General features: G+C 68.0%; 6 protein-coding genes (1 of these 6 cut by a window edge). 4 read left to right on the plus strand and 2 right to left on the minus strand.

Annotated features, from left to right (window positions below; genetic code table 11):
* Window positions 1-14037 carry part of the coding region annotated (locus tag C7C56_RS10605) for an LEPR-XLL domain-containing protein (protein WP_181373114.1) on the minus strand (this coding region is incomplete at its 3' end). 16682 nt of the annotated region lie to the left of the window's left edge, so 14037 of the 30719 annotated nt are shown.
* Here C7C56_RS10605 and C7C56_RS28750 point away from each other — a divergent pair.
* Entirely contained in the window at window positions 13924-14181 is a 258-nt protein-coding gene (locus tag C7C56_RS28750) for a hypothetical protein (protein ID WP_181373117.1), read from the plus strand. The two genes, C7C56_RS10605 and C7C56_RS28750, sit on opposite strands and share 114 nt — an antisense overlap.
* 262 nt (window positions 14182-14443) lie before the next feature.
* Window positions 14444-14977, plus strand: coding sequence for a hypothetical protein (locus C7C56_RS10615; protein ID WP_146204411.1), 534 nt, complete (start codon window positions 14444-14446; stop codon window positions 14975-14977).
* Between the two features lie 6 nt (window positions 14978-14983).
* Here C7C56_RS10615 and C7C56_RS10620 read toward each other — a convergent pair whose 3' ends face one another.
* A complete protein-coding gene (locus C7C56_RS10620; protein ID WP_181373115.1) occupies window positions 14984-16504 on the minus strand; it encodes a carbamoyltransferase C-terminal domain-containing protein in 1521 nt (506 codons plus the stop codon).
* A 132-nt stretch (window positions 16505-16636) separates the two neighbouring features.
* Between C7C56_RS10620 and C7C56_RS28755 the strand changes: the two genes are divergently transcribed.
* Window positions 16637-16933 (plus strand): hypothetical protein, encoded by a 297-nt coding sequence (locus C7C56_RS28755; protein ID WP_181373116.1) that lies wholly within the window; start codon window positions 16637-16639, stop codon window positions 16931-16933.
* A 96-nt stretch (window positions 16934-17029) separates the two neighbouring features.
* Entirely contained in the window at window positions 17030-22204 is a 5175-nt protein-coding gene (locus tag C7C56_RS10625) for a response regulator (RefSeq protein ID WP_106757391.1), read from the plus strand.
* Window positions 22205-22215: the final 11 nt, after the last annotated feature.

Genomic DNA, 22215 nt, shown 5'->3' on the forward strand with positions numbered 1-22215 from the left:
CGTCAGCCGGCTGCCCGCGTTCAGGGTCACGATGCTGCTGCCCTTGTTGGTGGTCAGGCTGTCGATCGCGCCGACATAGCTGACCATCGCGGCGCTGCCGGTCAGGCTGCTGGCGGTGATCTCGATCGCGACCAGGTCGGCCCCGCTCAGGTAGCCCTGCAGGTTCATCTCCTCGGTCACGTTGAGCAGCAGCGCGCGCGCGCCGATGCCGGTGTCGCGCACGGTCGGCGCGCTGTTGGCGCCGATGTCGAGGAGGTCGGTGTTGAGCGTGAGCGTGCTTGACGACTGGACGTCGCCGATGACCACGATGCGCCCCGCGTTGAGGGTGGCGATGTCGTTGAATTTGGCCGAGAACGTGAAAATGCCGACGGATTTATCCTGCACGTCGCCGATGACCATGTCGACGCCGGCCCTCTGCTGGCCGATCGTGACGCTGGAAAACCCGGTTTTGAGGGCGGACAGGTCGCGCATGCCGAACTCGAACCTGCCGCTCGCGCCGAGGATCGAATAATCGGCGCCGTCGCTGGCCTGGCCGGCGCCGCCGAGGGCGTAGTCCTGCCCGGCCGAGGCCGCGCGCAGCACCAGCGCGCCGGCGCCGCTGACGCGATCCAAGCCAGAGAGGAAGTCGACGTCGTCGGCCACGAGCGTGATCGCGCCCGCGGCCGCGAGGCTGCCCGCGTCGAGCGAGAACAGCGCCTCGGCGCCGGCCAGCCTGACGTCGATCGAACCCTGCACCGCGACCAGGCCGCCGAGGGTGGCGCCGCGCCCGCCGTCGGAAACGCGCAGGCCGTCGACCTCGAGCACCACGATGTCGCGGTGGTCGGCGCCGGCGTTGCCGAGGTTGAGCACGCTCAACTCGGCCAGATGGGTTTTCAGGGGCCCGCTCAGGCCGGCCGCCTTGATGCTCAGCAGCGCGTCGGGCGCGATGAAGGTGGCGCCGGTCACGTCGACCAGGCCGCTCGCCTCGAGCACCATGTCGGTCGCGCCCCAGCTCGCGCCATTGGTGCTGGTGATCGTGGTCAGGGCGGCCGTGTCGGTGATCTCGATGCGGTCGAGCCCGTTGTTGAAGTCGAGCACGCGCGCGTCGATGCGCAGCTGGTGCTCGTTGCGCGCGATCGCGGTCGTCGAACTGATCGGCGCGAGGATCAGGCGGTCGTAGCCGCCGCCGGCGCTCACCTTGGTCACGCCCGCGCCCTCCAGGTAGATCAGGTTGCTGCCGTCGCCGGTGTCGATCGTGTCGCTGCCGCTCGAGTAAATGATGTCGCCGCCGCCGCCGGTGAACAGCACGTTGGCGCCGGCGCCAAGGTCGACGATGTCGTCGGCCGCGTTGCCGACGAAGCGGTCGTCGCCGGCCCCGCCGAAGTAATGGACGCCGTCGGTGATGCCGCCGATGAACTCGTCGTTGCCCTCGCCGCCCCTGATGATGCTGTTGGCGCCGCCGCCGATGATGGTGAAGCGGTCCTTGCCGGCGCCGCCGTCGAACAGCAGGTCGGCCGTGACGGCCGCGCCCACGTAGATCGCGTCGTTGCCGCCGCCGCCATTGGCGACGATTTTTTTGACGCCCGTGAAGGTCGAGGTCACGCCGAGCGAATTGACGCTCAGCTTGCCGGCGGCGTCCTGGTCGATCTGGTAGGTCTCGTTGGTGGTGCCGTCGTACAGGTCGCCGCCGCCGTAGCGGCCCGAGGTGTCGCCCATGCTCAGGTACAGGGTGTCGCCGACCTGGGTCGCGATCACGGGGTCGGCGCCCCAGCTCCAGAAGTAGTCGCCCGAGACGCTCATGCCGGCGATCGTGACGCTGGCGGCCAGGTGGGCGCTGGCGGCGGTCAGCTCGATCTCGCCCGAGAAGCCGGCCAAGGTCTCGTGGATGCTGAACAGGCCGAGGTCGATGTCGAGCACGAGCGAGCCGTAGACGCTCGCGGCAAAGCGCGTGTTGCTCAGCGTAAGCGAGAAGCCGGCGTTGAGCTCGAGCGGGCCCATCGGGATGTGGATGTCGGTGCTGCCGGTGATCTCGAAGTCGCCGTCGGATTCGATGAAGCCGCCGACGTCGACCTTGACGAAGCCGAAGAAGTCGAGCTCGGCGTTGAGCTCGAGCCGGAACACGTCGCCGATGAGGCTCATTTCGCCGTCGAAGCCGATGTCGAAGGCGAGGATGTGCAGGTTGCCGTCGAGCGCGAGCTTGAAGTCGGTACCCGCGGCGACCCCGGCGTAGACGCCGTCGTCGCTGGTGTTGATCTCGAGAACCGCGTTGGCCTTGATGCCGACGTCGCCCGTGCCCAGCTCGACCTTGGTGGCGAGCTTGAGCGCGAACACGGCGTCGCCGTCGGCCTCGGTGTCGAACACGATCGCGCCGGCCACGCCGATGCTGCCGAGGTCGCCCAGCTCGAGCGCGAGGTCGGCCGCGGCCGTGAAGCCGCCGTTGTCGATCGTCAGGTCGAGCGCGCCCTTGAGGCTGACCGCGCCGTCGGCCAGGCTGATGCCGGCCTCGCCGGCCAGGTGCAGCGACTGCGGCTTGAGCACGGCGTCGGTGAAGCCGCCGGCCGCGTTCACGGCGCGCACGGTTTGGTCGCTGTTGGTGGTGTTCAGTTGCAGCAGGAAACGGCCGGCGACCTCGAAGCCGGGGCCGTCGATGAGGACGGAGTTGGGGCCGGTGCCGGCCACCTCGAACGCGCCGTACAGGCCGCCGGCGACGATGCCGAGGGTGCCGGTGACGTTGAGCGGCTCGAGCACGGGCAGGTTCAGCGTCGCCTCGGCCGACAATTCCATGCCGCTTTGCGAGACGATCACGGCGAACTTGCCCTCGAGCGAGAGGGCGTCGTCGAGCAGGGCCAGCTCGCCCTCGCCGAACAGGGCCACGTACATGCCGGTCCAGGCCGGTTTGCCGGGCGGCGTGCTCGGGATCGTGTATTGGTTGTCCGGGAACACGACGACGTCGCGGAACTCCTCGGGCACGGTGTAGACGATCTCCTTGCCGGTGGTGTTGAGCATGAGCTCGAGGCTCGCGTCGAGCCGGGCGGCCGGGCCGAGGTCGATCCCGCGCGCCATCTGCAAGCGCATGGCGACGCCGTCGGCGTCGATCGAGAGCAGGCCGGTCGCGTGCGAACTGAGCGCCACGTCGCCCGTGCCGATCTCGGCCTCGACGTCGGCGAACACGGTCAGGCCTTCGGCGCTGGCCTTGATCTCGAAGGCGCCGTCCATCTTGACCAGGCCGAACAGGTCGGCCCTGGCCTTGCCGGCCACGCGCAGGTACTGGGTGCTGAAGTCGAGCACGGCCGGCTCGAACGGGTTGCCGGTCTCGATCGCGTAGCCGGCGTGCGCCACCCCGTCCGGGTCGGTCCAGCTGCTCTTGGAGAAATCGATGGTGGCCAGCGCGAAGCTGATCCCGGCGCTGTTGTACGAGACGGCGCCGGTGCCGGGGTCGCTGGTGTAGTCGCCGATCTGGGCGCGCAGGCCCGTGTTCAGTTCGAGCGAGAGTCCGACCGCCTCCATGGTGGCGCCGGACACGCCGGTGAGCCTGATGGCGTCGATATCGGCGTCGGCGGCGATGTACACGCCGACGGTGACGCCGGCGCTGCCGATGACGAGCTCCTTGGCCACCACCAGGCCCAGGTCGAGGTCCTCGATGGCGAGCCCGACCGCGGTTTCGTCGGGGGTGTCGGCCTCGTCGATGCGCCCATCGTTGTTGCTGTCGCGCCAGTAGGCGCCGCTGCCGATGAAGCCGTAGCCGTCGTTGATGCCGACCGCCAGCGTGGTCACGGTGGTGCTCACGCCGTTCGACAGCGTCACGCTCTCGGCGCCGCGCTTGGTGAAGGCCATCGAGGCCGACAGCTGGACGAAGCCGGCCAGGTTGATCTCGGCGTAGCCGACCTTGGCCTGCACGATCTCCTCGCTGAAGTCGAGGATCACGGCGTTATTGCCGCCGGCCGGCAGCGCGAAGCCGTTGGCGGCGAGCTTGCCGTCGCCGTCGCGGTCCTCGCCGGCGCCGAGCGCGCCGTCGCCGTCGAGGTCCTCGGGCGAGGCGGCGAAGCTGGTGGCGAAATTGACCGACGGCGGCCCGAACAGCTGCAGCACGGCGTTGCCGACCCCGCCGAGGCCGGGCACGTAGGAGGTGTTGATGTTGACCGAGATGTCCTCGGCCTTGACGCGCATCAGGGACGGATCGACGCCGACCAGCTCGGCGTTGGCGATGTGCGCCTTGGCGGCGATGAACTTGGGCACCAGCGAGGCCGCGCCCGGGATCAGGCCGGCCACGGTCGGAGTCAGCATGGCCAGGCCGAAGTCGACGTCGTCGACCACCAGCCCGACCGCGCCCTCGTTGATGCTGTCGAGCAGGCCGTCGCCGTCGGCGTCGACGCCGTAGCGGTACGGCCCGCCGACGCCGGCGAAACCGGTCAGGTTGGCGCCGCCCAGGGTCATCAGTTCGACCTGGACCGGCAGCGGGGCGCCGGGCACGTGGCCGGGGCCGCCGATCTCGGTGCCGAGCTCGTCGGCGAGCTGCTGCAGACCGCCGAGGTTGACGTCGACCACGGCGCGCTCGCCCTTGCGGAACGCGAGCGAGCCGCGCAGGTTGAGGAATTCGGAGACCGTGATCTCGGCCATGCCGATGTCGAGTCCGAGCAGGTCCTCGCCGGTGTGCTGCAGGTAGACCGGGGTGCCGCCCGTGTTGACCTCGAAGCCGGCCGGGCGGCCGGTGGCCGGGTCGGCCGCGAAGCTGCCCGCGAAGTCGGCCGTCGAGCGCATCAGGCCGCCGAACAGCTTGCCGCCCGAGTTGACCTCGATCGTGATGTCGGCCGCCTTGAGATCGAGCATGTCGCCGAAGCCGACCGTGCGCAGGGCGTCGGCGTGGGCGTACAGCGAGAAGAAATTCTGGGCCTCGAAGAAGTCCGGCAGCACCGCCTTGAACACCGACAGGCCGACGTCGAGCCCCTCCATCGCGAAGCCGAGCAGCTCGTCCTCGTTGGCGATGACCTTGTTGCCGCCGCCGGCCGGGTCGAGCACGTAGTCGGGGGTGCCGAAGCCGACGAAAGCGTACACGTTCGAGGCGCCGAACGAGAGCCCCTTGAAGCCGACGTTGTCGATGCGCGAATAGTCGTCCGAGACGTCGCCGACGAACTTGAGCATGTCGAGCACGGAGCCGTACGGGGCCGGCACCACGGCCTTGAGCAGGTCCTCGACCAGGCCGACCTCGGCCGGCAGGCCGGTGAACATGGTGCCGGTGAAGGCGTCGCCGATGTTGAGCCGGAAGTCGCCGTGCAGGTGCACGAAGTCGCCCAGGTTCAGGCTCAGATTGGGGAACTCGATGCTGCCGAACAGGGTCAGGCCGAAGTCGGGGTCGAAGCCGATCGACAGGTCGAAGTTCTTCACAAAATCGAGCGCGCCCGAGAGGAAGTCCAGGTTGGGCGAGAATTCGGGCAGCAGGTCGCCCAGGCCGGTCAGGCTGATGGTCGGAAAGCCGATGTTTGGCACCGGCGGCAGGTCGAATTCGAAGTCGAACGAGGCGTCGAAGTCGAACAGGTCGAACAGGCCCAGGTGGGCGTCGAGGGCGATGCCGATGGTGTTGCTGTCGTACGCGAGCCGCATGCCCTGCCCGGCGGTCCCGGTCGGCACGGTGTAGCCGCCGCCGGCCATCTCGGTCCAGTCCAGGAAGACGCTCGGGGCCGGCTTGCCGTCGATGCTGGCCGCGTTGATGTGGAAGGCGATGTCGGAGGCCGACAGCGTCAGGTAGGGCTCGGTGCCGACCAGGCCGGCCGAGGCGGCGGTCGCGGTGATGCTGTAGAACTCAAAGTCCTTGAGCGAGACGCCCGGCGCGAGCTCGGGCTTGACCATCGCCAGCACGAAGTCGAGGTCCTCGATCGCCAGGCCGATCGCGTCCTCGTTGAGCGGGTCGAGCTCGTCGATGGCGCCGTCGCCGTTGGTGTCGCTGTGGTACGGGCCGTTGATGCCGGCGAACGCGTGGACCTTGGTGCCGGCCACGATCAGGGCCGCGCCCTGGCCGACGACCTCGACGCCGAGCGCGTTGAAGCCGATGTTGTCGAGCGTGCGCTTCTGGAACGCGAAGCCGCCCTGCAAGGTCACGATGCCGGCCACGTTGACCGTCGCGTTGCCGACCGAGGCCTCGAGAACGTTGCTGTCGAAGTCGATCAATTGGCTCGTGCCGTTGCCGGTCGCGACCGCGTAGCCGGCGCTGGCGCCGCCACTGGTGAAGTCGCCGATCAGGCCCTTCTGGTTTGAGAGGTTGATGCCGATGTCGAGGTCGCTGACCTTGAACTCGATGAAGTCGTCGAAGCCGACGAAGCCGACCCCGGCCGCGTGCGCCTTGACGGCCGTGAATTTGGTGTTGGCCGGCACCAAAGGGTTGGCCAGGTCGAACACGGTGTTGAGGACCGCGATGCCGAAGTCGAGGTCGTCGATGACGAGGCCGATCGCGTCGGGCGCGCCGGTGTCGGCGGCGTCGATCACGCCGTCGCCGTTGCTGTCCTGGAAGTACGCGCCGACGCCGACGAAGGCGCGCACGTCGTTGCCGCCGAACTCGATGCTCTTGGCGCGCACATTGTCGAAGCCGACCCCGAGCGGGCCGTTGACCGAGATCGTGACGTCCTCGCCGCGGCGGAAGGCGAAGTCGCCCATCACCTGCAGGAATTCGGACACCTGCAGCACCGCGTCGTTCATGCTCGCGGCCATGAAGGCGCCCGGGCCGAAGTCGATCGTGACCGGCTCGCCGCCGGTCTTGATCTCGAGGCCGCCGGCGAAGCTGGCCGCGTAGTCGATCACGGGCCGCTTGCCGGGCACGCCCTGCCAGCCGGCGCTCCAGTTCAGTTCGACGCTGATGTCCTGGCCCGCGAGCGTGAAGTCCTGGCCGCCGCCGACCAGCGCGAACTGGCCCGCGCTCGCCTTGAGCGCGGTGAAACTCGGCAGCGCGAGCGCGGTCTTGACGGCTGTCATGATGTTGAGACCGACGTCGACGTCGGCCACGGCGATGCCGTAGATGTCGGCCTGGTCCTTGAGCAGGACATCCGAATCGAAGTCGGGCACGCCGTAGCCGATGAACAGGTCGACGCCGCTCATGCCGATCGCCAGGCTGTTGACCTCGACGTTGCTGGCGGTGGTGCCGTCAAGCGAGACGTCGGCGCCGGCCAGCTTGAGCTTGGCCAGGGTCGGCAGCGCCGACAGGTCGGTGCTGCGCAGGCCGGTGTCGACCGTGACGCTGTGGCGCTCGCCCTTCTCGAACGAGAAGGCGCCCTGCAGGTGGACGAACTGGTCGATCGCCAGCGTGGCCTTGGCCACCTGCACGCCGGCCGCGCCGTTGTCGAAGTCGATCATGACGGGCGCGTTGCCGGTCGCGATCGCCAGGCCGGCCTCGCCGTAGGTGCTCTTGAAGTCGACGTGGGCGCCGAAGGCCTGGCCGGCCCAGCGCCCGCCCTGGTTGGCGCGCACGCTGATGCCCTCGGCCGACATGGTCAAAAAGTCGATGCCCTCGAGCGACAATTGGTCGGCCGTGGCCGACAGCGCCCACAGGCGCGGCACGATCCGCTTGGCGTCCGTGTACATGACCAGGCCGAGGTCGAGGTTTTCCAACACCAGCCCGACCGCGCCCTCGGCCGTCTCGTCGCTGCCGGCCACGAAATACGGGCCGCTGCCGACAAACAGGTCGACGTCCGAGAAGCCGAGCGTGAACATGCCCATGTCGAGGTCGTCGATGCGCGAGAACTGGCCCGGCTTGACCTGGCCGGTCGCCACCAGCGGCGCCAGCTTGGCAGCGCCCTCGAGCGAGGTGTCGGAGAAGCCGGTGACGATGTCGACCTGCTGCATGCCCGACTTTTCGAGCGCGAAGCCGCCCTCGAGGTGGAAGAAGTCGTCGATCTTGATCAGCGCGTGCGCGACCGAAAAGCCCAGCAGCGAGCGCGTGAAGTCGAGCTGCACGACGTCGCCGCCGGTGTCGACGGCGAGGCCCTGCTCGCCGAAGCTCGAGACGAAGTCGACGGTCGGGGCGAGCGTGGTGCCGGCCCACTTGGCGCCCTGGTTGACGGCCAGGCTCAGGTCGTTGATCTGGAGCTGCATGAAGCCCCAGTCGGCGTCGAGCGGATTGGCCCAGTCGGCCTTCATGGCGAACATTTTCGGGATCACGCCGCCAGGGTCGACCGTGCGCGAGGCCTTGAGCGTGACGAAGCCGATGTCGATGCCGTCGAGCACGAACAGCGGGTCGTCGATGTCGCCCACGGTCACGCGCACGTTGGAGGCGCCGAAGCTGATCATGTCGACCGGCAGGTCGGTCAGGGTCGCGTTGTCGGCCGACAAAAAGCCGTCCGCCTTGAGCTTGAGCAGGGACGTGTTGAGGCCGGCGGCAGTGCCCACCAGCGCGCTCGGCAGGCCGGTCTGGATGTCGAGCGCGACCCCGGCCGCCTTCTTGAACACGAAGCTGCCCTCGACCTGGAACATGTCGCCCACGTTGAGCAGCGCGTTCTCGAGCGTGACGCCGAGCAGGCGGGTGCTGTAGTCGAACACGATCGGGTCGCCGCCGCCGGTCGGGATCGCCAGGCCGCCGTCGAAGCTGCCCGCGAAGTCGACGTAGGGATGGAGGAAGGCCTTGTTGGCCCAGGCCGAACCGCCGTTGACGTCGAGCGTGAGGCTGTCGATCTGGAACTTGAACAGGTCCATGTCGACGTCGAGCCGGGCGTCCCACTTGACCTGCAGCGCGAAGAAGTTCGGCACCACGAAGCCGGGGTCGGCCGCCTTGGTCGAGTTCATCAGCACCAGCGCGAGGTCGATGTTGTCGAGCGTGAAGCCGGTGCGCTCGGCGTTGAGGCTTTCGCCGTCGTCGAGCAGGCCGTTCGCGTTGGCGTCGATGAAATACGGGCCGGAGCCGGCGAAGATGTCGACGTCGGTCGCGCTCAGCATCAGGGTCGAGACCTGCAGGTTGTCGATGCGCGCATGGTCGGCCGACAGGCCGGCCACGCGCTCGAGGCCGGCCGTGAAGGCCGCCGGGGTGCCGACCGGATAGGTCGACGGCAGGCCGGTGACGACGTCGACCTCGGTGCTGCCGCTCTTTTCGAGGTACAGGCTGCCGCTGATGTAGACGTAGTCCGAGATCGCCAGCGTGGCGCGCCCGACCGCGACCGCCGTGAGGGCGCCGCGCGCGCCGTCGAAGTCGATCTGCATGGCCGAGTCCGGGCCCGTGGCCAGCGCCAGCGGCGCGGCCTTGAAGTCGATCACGCTGTCGCCGAGGCTGCGGAATTTGTTGATTTCGATGGTCAGGTCGCGCGCGGCCATGGTGAAGCCGTCGATCCCGACGAACTCGGCCGAGCCGGCCTGGGCCTTGAGCGCGGTCCAGCTGTGGGTCGGGCTGCCCTGCTCGCTGTAGAGCGCGAGCGCGATGTTGACGTCCTTCATGTGCAGGCCGAGCTCGTCGGCGCCGCCGAAGCCGGCGCCGGCGAACACCTCGGCGTCGGCGCTGCCGAAGGTGAGCTGGTTGGTCATCACCTTGCGCCCGTCGGCGAGCGTGACCTCGACCCCGGCCGTGCGGCGCAGCACCAGGTCGCCGCTGGCGTAGGCGAACTCGCCGACCTGCAGCTTGGCGTTGCCGATGGCGACCTCCTTGAGCGAGGCCACCATGGCGTCACCGAACACGTGGGCCATGCCGGCCGCCTCGATCGCCACGCCGCTGGCGTCGGCGGCGGTGCTGTTGAGGCGCAGCGCGACGCTGTCGGCGGTCAAGCTGATGTCGCCGCCGAGCTGGGCGCTCAAGGCGCCGACCGCCTCCATCACGGTGCCGGCGGCGCTCACATGCATGCCCAGCGAGGCGTCGGTCACGCCGACCACGAACTCGCCCGCGCCCATGGTGGCGCCGACGTGCTGCGCCACCACCAGCATGGCGCCGTCGGCGCTGTTGCGCTCGAACGCGAAGTCGCCCGTCAGCTCGAACGCGCCGCCGACCGTCACGTGCAGGCCGAGCACGCTGGCCTGCATGCCGACGGCCGCGCCGAGCGCCCCGAAGGTGTACTCGAAGCCGCCCGCGAAGGCGAGCGTGCGCCCGCTCAGGTCGACGCCGGTGTGGTTCATGCGCACGGTGGCCAGGTCGGCCGTGGCGGAGGCGAATTCGCCGCCCGTCAGGCTCAGCGCGCCGCTGCCCTCGAAGCCGAAGCCGTTCGGTCCGAACACCATGCCGAAGCTGCCGCCGGCCAGGCCGACCGCGACCCCGCCGCCGCCGAGCGCGGCGTTGACGTTGCTGCCGGCGATCAGGATTTCGCCGCCCTCGAGCGCGAAGCCGATGTCGGCGCTGATCGACAGGCCCTCGAAGGCGAGCTCGGCGTGGCCGGAGGCGGCCATGTATTGGCCGCGCGCGCCGTCGAAATCGAGCTCGAGCGCGGAATTGGGGCCGGTCGGCACCGCCAGCGGCGCGTTTGCAAAGTCGATCACGGCGTCGCCGGCGAGGCTGGCGCGGTTGATCTCGATGGCCAGGTCGCTCGAGGCAAGCGTGAGGCCGTCGACGCCGACGAAGGCGGCGGAGGCGGCGTCGGCCTTGAAGGCGGTCCAGCTGTGGGTCGGGCTGCCCTGCTCGGTAAACAGCGCCAGCGCGAGGTTGACGTCGTCGAGCCGCAGGCCGGTCTCGTCGGCGGTGCCGGCACCTGTGCCTGCGAACACGTCGACCTCGCTCGCGCCGAAGGTGAGCTGGTCGGCGGTGAGCTGGCGGCCGTCGGCCAGGGTCAGCGCCACGCCCGAGGTGCGGCGCACCACCAGGTTGCCGCTGGCGTGGGCGAAGCCGCCCACGGTCAGGCTCGCGCCCGTGACCGACACTTCGCGCAGCGAGGCCACCAGGCCGGCGCCGAACACGTACTGCAGGCCGGCCGCCTCGATCGCCAGCGCGCTGGCGTCGGCGGCGGTGTCGTTGTAGCGCACCGTGACGGCGGTCGCGCCGAGCGTGACGCCGCTGTCGCCGAGCGCCGTTGTGAGCGCCCCGCTGGCCTCGAGCACCGTGCCGGCGGCGCTGATGTGCAGGCCGAGCGAGGCTTGGTCGACCCCGACCATGAAGCTGCCCGAGGTCAGGCTGGCGCTGGCGTTTTGCGCGATCGCGCTCAGGCTGGCGTCGGCGCTGTTGCGCTCGAAGGCGAAGTCGCCGGCCAGCGCGAACGCCGAGCCGAGCGTCACCTGCAGGCCGATCACGCTGGCCGACATGCCGATATTGGCGCCCATGGCGCCGAAGGTGTAGTCGAAGCCGCCGGCGAACGCCAAAGTGCGCCCGCTCAGGTCGACCCCAAGGTGGTTCATGCGCACCGTGGCCGAATCGGCCGTGGCGGCGGCGAAGGCGCCGCCCGTCAGGCTCAGCGCGCCGCTGCCCTCGAACGCGAATCCATTGGGTCCGAACACCATGCCGAAGCTGCCGCCGGCCAGGCCGACGGCGACGCCGCCGGCGCCGAGCGCGGCGTTGACGTTTTCGCCGGCGATCAGAATTTCGCCGCCCTCGAGCGCGAAGCCGATGTCGGCGCTGATCGACAGGCCGTCGAAGGCTAGCTCGGCGTGGCCGGACACGGCCGCGTACTGGCCGCGCGCGCCGTCGAAATCGAGCTCGAGCACGGAACCCGGGCCGGTCGGCACCGCCAGCGGCGCGTTTGAAAAGTCGATCACGGCGTCGCCGGCGAGGCCCGCGCGGTTGATCTCGACGGCCAGGTCGCTTGACGAGAGCGTCAGGCCGTCGACGCCGACGAAGGCGGCCGAGGCGGCGTCGGCCTTGAAGGCGGTCCAGTTGTGGGCCGGGCTGCCCTGCTCGGAAAACAGCGCCAGCGCCAGGTTGACGTCGCCTAGCCGCAGGCCGGTCTCGTCGGCGGTGCCGGCGTCGATGCCGGCGAAGACATCGACCTCGCTCGCGCCAAAGCTGAGCTGGTCGGCCAGCACCTGGCGGCCGTCGGCCAGGGTCAGCGCCACGCCCGAGGTGCGGCGCACCACCAGATTGCCGCTGGCGTGGGCGAAACCGCCCACCGTCAGGCTAGCGCCCGTGACCGACACTTCGCGCAGCGAGGCGACCAGGCCGGCCCCGAACACGTAGCTCAGGCCGGCCGCGTTGATCGCCAGCGCGCTGGCGTCGTCGGCGGTGCTGTTGTAGCGCACCGCGACCGCGGTGGCGCCGAGCGTGACGCCGCTGTCGCCGAGCGCCGTTGTGAGCGCCCCGCTCGCCTCGAGCACGGTGCCGGCGCTGGTGATGCGCATGCCGAGCGAGGCCTGCTCGACGCCGACCATGAAGCCGCCCGCGCCGAGCGTGGCGCTGGCGTTTTGCGCGATCGCGTTCATGCTGCCGTCAGCGCCGTTGCGCTCGAAGGCGAAGTCGCCCGACAGCGCGAACATCGAGCCGACGGTGGCGCGCAGGCCGGTCACGCTGGCCTGCATGCCGACGCCCGCGCCCATGGCGCCGAAGGTGTAGCTGGCCGCGCCGGCGAACTGCAGGGTGCGCCCGCTCAGGTCGGTCCCAAGGTGGTTCGCGCGCACGGTGACGGCGTCGGCGCTGACGTCGGCGAAGGCGCCGCCCGCCAGGCTCAGGGCGCCGCCGGCCTCGAACGCGTAGCCGCCCGCGCCCAGCACCAGGCCGAAGCTGCCGCCGGCCACACCGACGCTGACGCCGCCGGCGCCGATGGCGGCGTTGACGTTGGTGCCGGCCAGCAGGACTTCGCCGCCGATGAGCGCGAGGCCGATGTCGGCTTCCATGGCCAAGCCCTCGAAGGCCAGTTCGGCGTGGCCCGACACGAGCAGGTATTCCACGTCGGCGCCGTCGGCGCCGAAAGTGAAGCCGCCCGCCGTGAGCGGGCTGGCCGACAGGTCGAGCACGGTGTCGTTGGCGGCGCCGCCCGGCCGCGTGCCGGTGCCGAAGCTCAGGTCGATGCTCAGGTTGGTCGCCGTCATGGTCAGGCCGGGCACGCCGACGATGCCGACGCTGCCGATGACGCCGTGCGCCATGGTCCAGCCGTAGCTGGCGCCCGCGGCGGGCTCGACGAAGGCGATCCCGATGCTGACGTCATGCAGTGCCAGCCCGGTGGCGCCGGGCGCGTCGCCCGGGCCGCCGATGCCGATGAAGCCCTCGCCGTCGTTGATGCCGATCAGCCAGACGTTGGTTTTGACGAGCTGGCCCGTGACCGGGTCGACCAGGTCCTGCTCGGCGTAGTCGACGGTCAACGCGCCGTCGAGGTAGAGCATGCCGTTCAGGTTCATTTCGCCATGGAAGGTCAGCGGCGGGATGGTCGTGAAATAGTCGTTGTTGAGGAAATAGCCGACGCCGTCGGCGACGTCGCCGCCGAGCGTCTCGACCATGCTGTCGGTGAGCGGATCGAGTGTGTGCGCGATCAGCTTGAGCGAGGTGGCGTCCTGCACCAGCTCGAAGAAGATGTTCTCGCCGGCCTGCACCAGCCCGGTCGCGGAGCTGAACTTGCCGCTGACGGAACCGAACTGCATGAACTCGAAGACCTGGCCGTCCTGCGGCTTGAAGCCCTCCCACAGCGTGACCTCGAGCTTGCCGTCGAGCGAAACCATGTTGGCGATGTTGAGCTGGTCGTAGCCGGTGCCTGGCGCGGTGCCGCCGAGCTCGATCTGCAGCGTCCCGCCCGCGGTCTGTGTGTACGAGTCGAGGTTCTGCATGCCGGGCGAATAGCCCGGGGCGACGATGCCGGTGTTGAGGATCGACAAGTTCAGGTTGCCGCTGCCCTTGAGCACGTCGTTGGCCGCGATCACCATCTGGCCGTCCATCGCGCCCTGGCTGCGCGCCAGCGCGGCGACGTCGAACAACTTCGGTTCGGCGCTCAGGTGGGTGGGCACCTGCGCGACCGAGGCCTCGAGCACCTGGTCGACCAGCGCGTAGCCGACGTTGGCGTGCTCGACCCGGCCCGTATGGGTGCCGGTGTAGGCGTCGAGCGCGACCTGGTCGTAGTGGTGCTCAAGCGGCAAAATCAAATGGGCGACACCCAGGATGGGGTCGGCGGAAAGGAGAACCCGCGGCTCGAGGGCCTCAACACGAAACGCGTCACGAAGTTTTGCGACGAGCTGTTTTTTGAAGAATGGTTTCATGTTTTTTTCCGCTTGATTTTGTATTATTCGATCCGCCCGGCGACAGGCGGGATTGCAGGGCTTGGCCATCATCCCAAAACGACGCGCGCAATTCTGCAACATAGAGCACCAGAACAACATGCTATAGGAAAAGTAGGTGCTTGAATTACAAGCAGGTATTAATATTCGAAAACAATTTACCCTCTGTCCGCCTTTCCGGGCGGCAGTGGGCAAATCAGGTCTAAATGGAAGGAAATGTTTCTACGGAGACATTGGCCACGGAAATTTTTATGACAAATAAACGACGCACGAATCGCTTGACTGTTTTCGCTAAATGGTGTTTACAGATGGGAAACGCGAGGCATCAAACTTGGACGCGCGCGAGGCGCGCGCGGCATGGCCAGGCGCGCTGCCGGCTGGAGAAAAAATGTTTGTGATCGATGATTATCTGGAGCGCTCGCTATTCGTGCCGATCAGGGACGCGCTTGAGGCGGCCACCTTTCCGTGGGAGGAAAGCCAGATCCTGTCGTCCAAGGCGGCCACGCACCTGCGCCCGGACGACAACTTGCAACATGTCCACGGCTTTTATCTTAAAAAACCCGGCGTGTTCCTGCGCTCGGAAAAACTCGATCTGATCAGGCCAATCATCGAACGCCTCAATCCAGTCTTGTTGATCAAGGCGAAGGCCAACCGGACCGCCAGGAAGGCGCGCCATATCGAATACGGTTTGCACGTGGACACGAGCCGGCGCGGCGCGACGACGGCGATTTTCTATTTGAACAGTAACAACGGCTATACACTTTTTGCCGACGGCACAAAGGTCGACAGCGTGGAAAACCGCATCGTGTTGTTCGATGCCGCCACGCCGCACACGGGCGCGTCCTGCACCGATGCCGACGCGCGGCTGGTGCTCAACATCAACATGGTGCTCGCCCCGCACGTGCGCGCGGGCGGCGCTTAGCGCCGATTAGCGCCGATGGACGGTGTCGCCGACGACCACCGCGTCGATCTGCGAATCGTGGAACAACGCGACGGCATGCTCGGGAAAGGCGGCGATCGGCTTGCCCGCCAGATTGAGGCTCGTGTTCAACAGGACGGGGCAGCCGGTGAGCGCGAAAAATTGCGTGAGCAAGCGCTCGAACGCCGGATTGGTTTCGTCGACGAGCTGAACACGGCAGGTGCCGTCGACATGGGTGATGGCGTCCAGTTCGCCGGCTTTTGGCCGGCACGCGTACAACATGAATGCATCGGCCTCGCCGGCGAAATGGCCGGCGAAATGGTCCTTCAACACGGCGGCGCCGAAGGGCCGGTAATGCTCCCTTTTTTTGACGCTGTTGATGCGTTGTTTGCCTTGCGCCAGCCTCGGATCCATCAAGATGGACCTGTTGCCGAGCGCCCTGGGCCCGATCTCGCCATTGCCCTGGTACCAGCCGACGATTTTCCCTTGCGCCAGCAATTGGGCGGCAAGCGCGATCGTTTCCGCCGAGGGTGCGGGGACGCCGGTGTCCGATTGCGCCCATGGAAACGCGGGCATGCTCAGCGCGGGCAGGCCGTGCTGGCGCCTGAGCCATTCGATCCCGCCCAGGCTGAGCCCCTCGTCGGAGCTATGGGGCGCGATGACCAGGTTCGGAAAGGCCCGTTTGAGCAAGGCGTTCCATACAACGTTCTGGGCCACCCCGCCGGAGTACGAAATATGGTCCTGGCCCCCGGCGAATTGCTTGAAGAAGTCGACCAGCATGACGCCCATTTTTGCATGCACCGTGGCGATCCAGTCCAGATGGCCCAGCTTGCCCAACAACGGGTCGTTCTTGTAGGCGTACCAGTGCTCGACCGACCAAAGGTCCTTGATCCGCCCGAAGTTGAACTTGTCGAGCCAATCGAAATAGCCCTGGTCGATCTTGCCGTAGCACTGCAAGCCCATGACCTTGCCGGCGATGTCGTTGTAGTGGCCATACTTGACGTCGAGCAGTTTTCCGGCTTCGCGGATCCCCCAGCCGATGGAGCCATTGCGGATGTTTCCGGCGGCGACCAGCTGTTCATTTTTGTAAACGCTCCATGGGCGGCCGTCGCCCAGGCCATCAATGACGACGCGCACCGCCGGCGCTTGCGCTTCGAGCATCCAGGTGCTCAAGGCATGCGAGTAATGGTGGCTCGCGAACCAGGCCTTTTCGACGCCAAGGTAGCGGCAGATGGCGGGCGGAAGGCGTTCCGCCTTGGACACGTCGCGTACCAGCCGCAACAACGCGTCCTGTTCGATCCTGAGCGTTGCCGGCAATGCCGCGGGGTCGAAGGAAAAAACGATGTCGTCGACCTCGGCCGGGTCGACGCCCCAGATGCTTTGGACCTCGCTTTTCCAGTCGGGCAAGGACTGGAAATGGAATCGCTTTTCCTGCCTGGTTCTTTCGAGCTTGATGTACCTGACTTCGCGGCCATCAAAAAACGTCATGTTGACGTCATGCTGGGGCATCGCTACCGACAATAACTTCATGAATTCTCCCGTCCCCCCGGATTTGGCTCGGCCTAGCGAGGTCCCGTCGCTTCGATTATAAGATAGAAGACAAGAACGAAGACAGGAACGAAGGCGGGAACGAAGAGCGGATCGAACACATCGGCGGCGGCCATGCCCGCGCTGATCGCGCCCCTTGAACGCGGGCTCTTCGCCGGCGCCTTGCGGGCCGACCATGCAGAGTGCGTAATCGGTCACGCTGCTTGCATTCATATTGAAGCGCGTGGCCGATATCCAACTTATAGACATTTATTCAATAAATGCGTATGCTTTGAGCGCAACGGCAGCCGGGACGGTCGAAACGGCATCATTGCCTTACCACTCGCGGCACTCTTGCTGTTCATATTTTTGCCGTGCTTGTTTCCTTTTATCGATTTCGTCCGTGATGGCAACCTGCGCCGCGAACGATGAGCGGAGTGCTCCTGATTTGAACGTTGACGTTAAACCAGCGATTACCCGCGACGCCATCGGGGCTGTTGCGGCCTCGCCTCTCTGTCCGAGACGTTAATGCGCGCAATCGCAGGCGGGCGTGCCGCCCCGGGCCGATGGCTTGCCCCTTTCATCACCGCCCTGTTGCTATCAATCGGCCATCGCGCCGCCGCCGACACGCCCGATCGCTGGAAAAACCTGGCCACGCCCCTGTTCGAGCACCTCGGCCAGGAGCAAGGCTTGCCGCACCCGCTGGCGATGGCGCTGGCGCAGGACGGCGATGGTTTCATCTGGATCGGCACCCAGCGCGGCCTGGCGCGCTGGGACGGCTACCGCATGCGCAACTTCCTGCACAAGACCAGCGATCGAAGCTCCCTGCCCGCCGATTTCATCCAGTCATTGCATGTCGACCAACAAGGTCGGCTATGGGTGGGCACGTCGAACGCCGGCGCGGCCATGTTCGACAAGGCCAACGAGCGTTTCGTGCGTTATCCCGCCGGCCCGAAGGGCCTCTCCAGCGCGGCGGTCAACGCCATCTCGAGCGATGGCCGCGGCGGCATCTGGTTCGGCACGGCCGCCGGCCTCGACTACCTTGACCCGGCGCGCGGCGCGGTCGTGCGCCACCGGCGCGCTGCGGCGGACCCGCGCCACAACCACATCCGCGCCTTGCGCATCGACCACCGCGGCGATCTCTGGATCGGTTCGAACGCCGGCCTGGCCCGGCGCGACGCCGTCGGCGGCAAGACCGAAGACCTCGCGCTGCACGCGCCCGCGGCCGGCCACGCCATTGACGACGCCGTGATCGCCATCGGCGGCGACGACCGCGGGCAAATCGCCTTCGGCACGCTCAAAAGCGGCATTGGCGTGGTTGACTCCGGCGCCAACCGGGCGCGCATCCTGGCCCTCGACACGGTCGAGGACGCCGACAGCACCATGGTGCTTGCGGTGGCCCAGATCGGACCGGGCCGCTGGTGGGCCACCACCTACGGCGGCGGCATCATTGAATTCGACCCCGACAGCGGGCGCGGGCGCCGCATCGTGCACCGGCCGGCGGTGGCGTCGAGCTTCGCGCACGACCGCGCGGCGGCGCTGCTGCGCGACCGCAGCGGCATGGTGTGGGTCTCGAATGAGCGCGGCGTCGACTTCCATAATTCGACCAACCGCATGGTCGACACCATTTTCGACGGCGAGGGTTTGCTTGAGGTGGCGGTGGCCTCGTTCATGCGCGACTCCAGCGGGCGCGTCTGGGTGGCGCTGGGCGACCATGGCATCGACCTGATCGGCCCGGACGGCGCGCGCAGCGCCGGCCTGCGCCCCGATCCGGCCAAGCCCGAGACGGCCTTGCCGAACCGTATGGTCATCGCCATGACGGAAGCCGAGCCGGGCGAGGCGTGGATCGGCACGCAACTGGGCCTCTACCACACCGAGGCCGGGGGTAGCCGCGTCAAGCGCGTGCCGCTGCCGCGGCCCAATCCGTTCCCCCGCATCGGCGCCTTGCTGCAGCGCGACGGGGCATTGTGGGTCGGCACCGACGAAGGCCTCGTCCACCTCGATCCCAGGACCGGCAAGTCGAAGTCCTACAGCCAGGGGCCCGCCGGCACCGGCCTGAGCCACAACCGCATCGTCGCCCTGCTGCCCGGCGCCAACGGGTCGATCTGGATCGGCACGCGCAACGGCTTGAACCTGCTCGATCCGGCCACCGGCAAGATCGAGCGAATGCTGGCCTCGCCGGACCGGCCGGCGGGCTTGTCGGAGTCGATGGTGAGCTCCCTGTCGATGGACCAGCGCGGCCGGCTGTGGGTCGGCACCAATGGTGGCGGCGTGTGCGTGCTGACCGGACGCGACGCCGGCGGCGCGCCGCTGTTCGAGCGCATCGGCACGGCCCAGGGCTTGCCCGGCGACGCGGTCTCCGCCCTTGGCCAGGAATACGCCGGCCATATCTTTGCCTCGTCGATCGACGGCATCGCCGCGATCGACACCAGGACCTTGCGGGCGCGCGCCTTCGGCCGCGCCGACGGCCTTGCCCTGCGCGCCTATTTCGGCGGCGCCGTGCTCAATCTGGGCAAGCAGGTGCTGTTCGGCTCCTCCGGGGGCTATGCCGTGGTGCACATGGACCAAATGGCCGAGTGGACTTTCCGCCCCCCCGTCGCCGTCACGTCGATCCGCCTCGACGGGCGCGTGGTCCCCGCCCCGCTGTTGCTGTCCGGGCGCGCGGAGGGACTGCGCATCCCTCCCGGCACCAAGAGTTTCGAAGTCGAAATCGCCGCGCTCGATTTTTCCGATTCCACGCGCAACCGCTACGCGTTCTGGCTCGAAGGCTACGACAAGGGCTGGGTGGAGGGCGATGCCAGCCGCCGCTTCGCCGCCTACGCCAACCTGGCGCCGGGCCGGTATCTCCTGCGACTGCGCGGCAGCAATCGCAACGGCCTCTGGAGCGGGCAGGCCTTGTCGATGCCGGTCTCGGTGCTGCCCGCCCCGCACCAGACCGCCTGGGCCTACCTCGGCTATGCGCTCGCCGCGCTCGCGCTCGGCTGGAGCCTGTTCCATTGGCGCGTGCGCCATCTCCAGCGCAGCCGGGCGAGGCTGCAAGCGCTCGTCTATTCGCGCACGCGGCACCTTGAGGAACTGGGCGCCATCGTCAAGGCGGTCAACGAACAGCTCGATTTCGACGCCATGCTCGCCACCGTCTTGCGCGAGTCGGCCATCATCGAAGGCGTCGAATCGGCCTTCGCCCTGGTGCGCGACGGCGCCAGCGACACGCTGTCCCTGCGCGCCCAGTGGGAGGCGCGCGGCGCGCCGCGCTATTGGCCGGACCTGTCGCTGGCCGACGCGCACGCGCGTTTCGTCACGGGCGGGCGCAGCGTGACGGACGACATCTTCCTGTGCGACGAAGGCTGCGCGCGCCTGGCGGTGCGCATCTGTTTCGACCAGCAGGTGCAGGGCTATCTGGTGTTCGAGCACGGCCAGCGCAACATCGCCTTCAAGGCCGATGACATCGAGCTGCTCAAGGCCCTCAAGGAGCCATTCGTGTCGGCCTTCCAGAAGGCGCACGCGATCGGCCTCATCAAACAGGCGCGCGCCAGCGCCGAAGCCGCCACGCGCGCCAAGAGCGATTTCCTGGCCAACATCAGCCACGAGATCCGCACGCCGATGAACGCGATCCTCGGCTTCGCCGGCCTGGGCGCCCACCTGGCGCTGCCGGTCCAGCCGCTCGAATACTTCCGCAAGATCGGCCGCGCGGGACAGAGCCTGCTCGGCATCATCAATGACGTGCTCGATTTTTCGAAGATCGAATCGGGCAAGTTCGAACTCGAAGCCGTGCCCTTCGACCTGCGCGACACGCTCGACCAGGTGGCCGATCTGTTTGCCTGGCAGGCCGCTGAAAAAGGCCTGGAACTGCTGGTCTGGGTCGCGCCCGAGGTCCCCGCCGGCATCGTCGGCGATCCGCTGCGGCTAAGCCAGGTCCTAGTCAACCTGGTTGGCAACGCCCTCAAATTCACCGCCCGCGGCGCCATCGAGCTGCGCGTCGAAGTCGCCCGGGGCAAGCCCGGCGGTGCGGCCGACGACCTGGCCAAGCGACACATCGACCTGCGCTTCACGGTCGCGGACTCGGGCGTGGGCGTGAGCCCGGAACAACAGGCGCGCCTGTTCCAGGCATTTTCCCAGGCCGACACCAGCACCACGCGCGTGTACGGCGGCACCGGCCTGGGCCTGGTCATTTCGCAGCAGCTGGTTGGCATGATGGGCGGCGTGATCGAGGTCGACAGCGCGCTCGGGGCCGGCAGCCGCTTCAGCTTCACCGTGGCCCTGGGCACGCCAGCCGCTCCAGCCGCTCCGCAGTGGGGCACCCCGGACGGCGCGCGCGGCAAGAAAATACTGATCGTCGACGACAGCGCGCCGGTGCGCGAGGTGCTTGAACTGCAACTGCGCAGCTTCGGCTTCGACGCCAGCGCCGTCGATTCGGGCGCCGCCGCGCTCGCCGCGCTAAGCGAACACCCCTACGACCTGGTGCTGATGGACTGGAACATGCCCGAGATGGACGGCGTTGAGGCGACCCGCCGCATCAAGAACGACGCCAGCCTCAAGGTCATGCCAATGATCATCATGGTCACCGCTTTCGCGCGCGAGCAAGTCAAGCTGGCCGCCGAGCAGGCCGGCATCGACGCCTTCCTGATCAAGCCGGTCAGCGCCGCGCAATTGCTCTACAGCGTGCTCGGCACGCTCGGCTTCGAGGCCCGCATGCCAGCCCTGCTGGCCACCTTGCCGCCGTCCGCCGCGGCCCTGCGCATCCGCGGCGCACGCGTGCTGGTGGTCGACGACAACGGCATCAACCAGCAGGTGGCCAGCGAAATCTTGCAGCGCGCCGGCGTGCGGGTGGCGCTCGCCGGCAGCGGCGTCGAGGCGGCAGCCATGGTCGACCATGCGGACTTCGACGCGGTGCTGATGGATATCCAGATGCCGGGAATGGACGGCTACCAGGCCACCGCCATCATCCGCGAAACGAAGCGCCACGCGCAGTTGCCGATCATCGCCATGACCGCGCACGCCGTGGCCGGCTATCGCGAGAGTTGCATCGCGATGGGCATGAACGACTACGTCAGCAAGCCGATCGACCCCGACACCTTGTACGCGGTGCTGGCCAATTGGGTCGATGTCGACCCAGGGCGCGTTGGCGCCGCCGCGCCTGTGGACGCGCTCGAAGCTGAACAGCTTCGCCACCGCGAAAGCGATCTCGTTGCGCAGGAGCGGGGCATGCCCTCGAAGGTAAAGACTTTCGCTGTCGCGAAAGCGGGCGCGTTACGCATTGGCGGGGCACGCCCCGCCAATGGCCTGCTTCATCCCCCCCAATTGCCCGCCGCAGCCCCGCCCCAAGCCGCCCCGGTCAGCTTGCCGGGCGTCGATATCGATGCCGCGCTCGTGCGCCTGGGGGGCAACGCCGCCCTGCTCACACGCCTGCTCGGCATGTTCGTGGAGGACTTCGCGGACAGCCCCCTGCGGATCGGCCAAGCCATCACCGGCGCCGACTTTGGGGGCGCCGCGCAACTGGTCCACAAGGTGCGTGGCGCGGCGGGCAACTTGTCGGCCAATGAACTCCACGAAGCCGCGGGCGAGCTCGAACACTTGCTCACGACGGGCGAACACGCTCAGCTTGAAACATCGCTGGCCACCTTCGTCGCACTGTTCGATGCCGCCCTCGACTCCGCGCGCGGACATCTGGCGCAAGCGGGCGGAGCGGTCCCCGCCTCCGCTTAAGGCACCCGCTT

It is taken from the genome of Massilia glaciei (genome assembly GCF_003011895.2).
GTDB classification, from domain to species: domain Bacteria; phylum Pseudomonadota; class Gammaproteobacteria; order Burkholderiales; family Burkholderiaceae_D; genus Telluria_A; species Telluria_A glaciei.

Bases quoted from the DNA above. Each gene is read 5' to 3' on its own strand.
- C7C56_RS28750 (WP_181373117.1), top strand. From the start codon at position 13,924: ATGGGCGACACCCAGGATGGGGTCGGCGGAAAGGAGAACCCGCGGCTC.
- C7C56_RS10615 (WP_146204411.1), top strand. From the start codon at position 14,444: ATGTTTGTGATCGATGATTATCTGGAGCGCTCGCTATTCGTGCCGATC.
- C7C56_RS28755 (WP_181373116.1), top strand. From the start codon at position 16,637: ATGCCCGCGCTGATCGCGCCCCTTGAACGCGGGCTCTTCGCCGGCGCC.
- C7C56_RS10625 (WP_106757391.1), top strand. From the start codon at position 17,030: ATGCGCGCAATCGCAGGCGGGCGTGCCGCCCCGGGCCGATGGCTTGCC.
- C7C56_RS10620 (WP_181373115.1), bottom strand. From the start codon at position 16,504: ATGAAGTTATTGTCGGTAGCGATGCCCCAGCATGACGTCAACATGACG.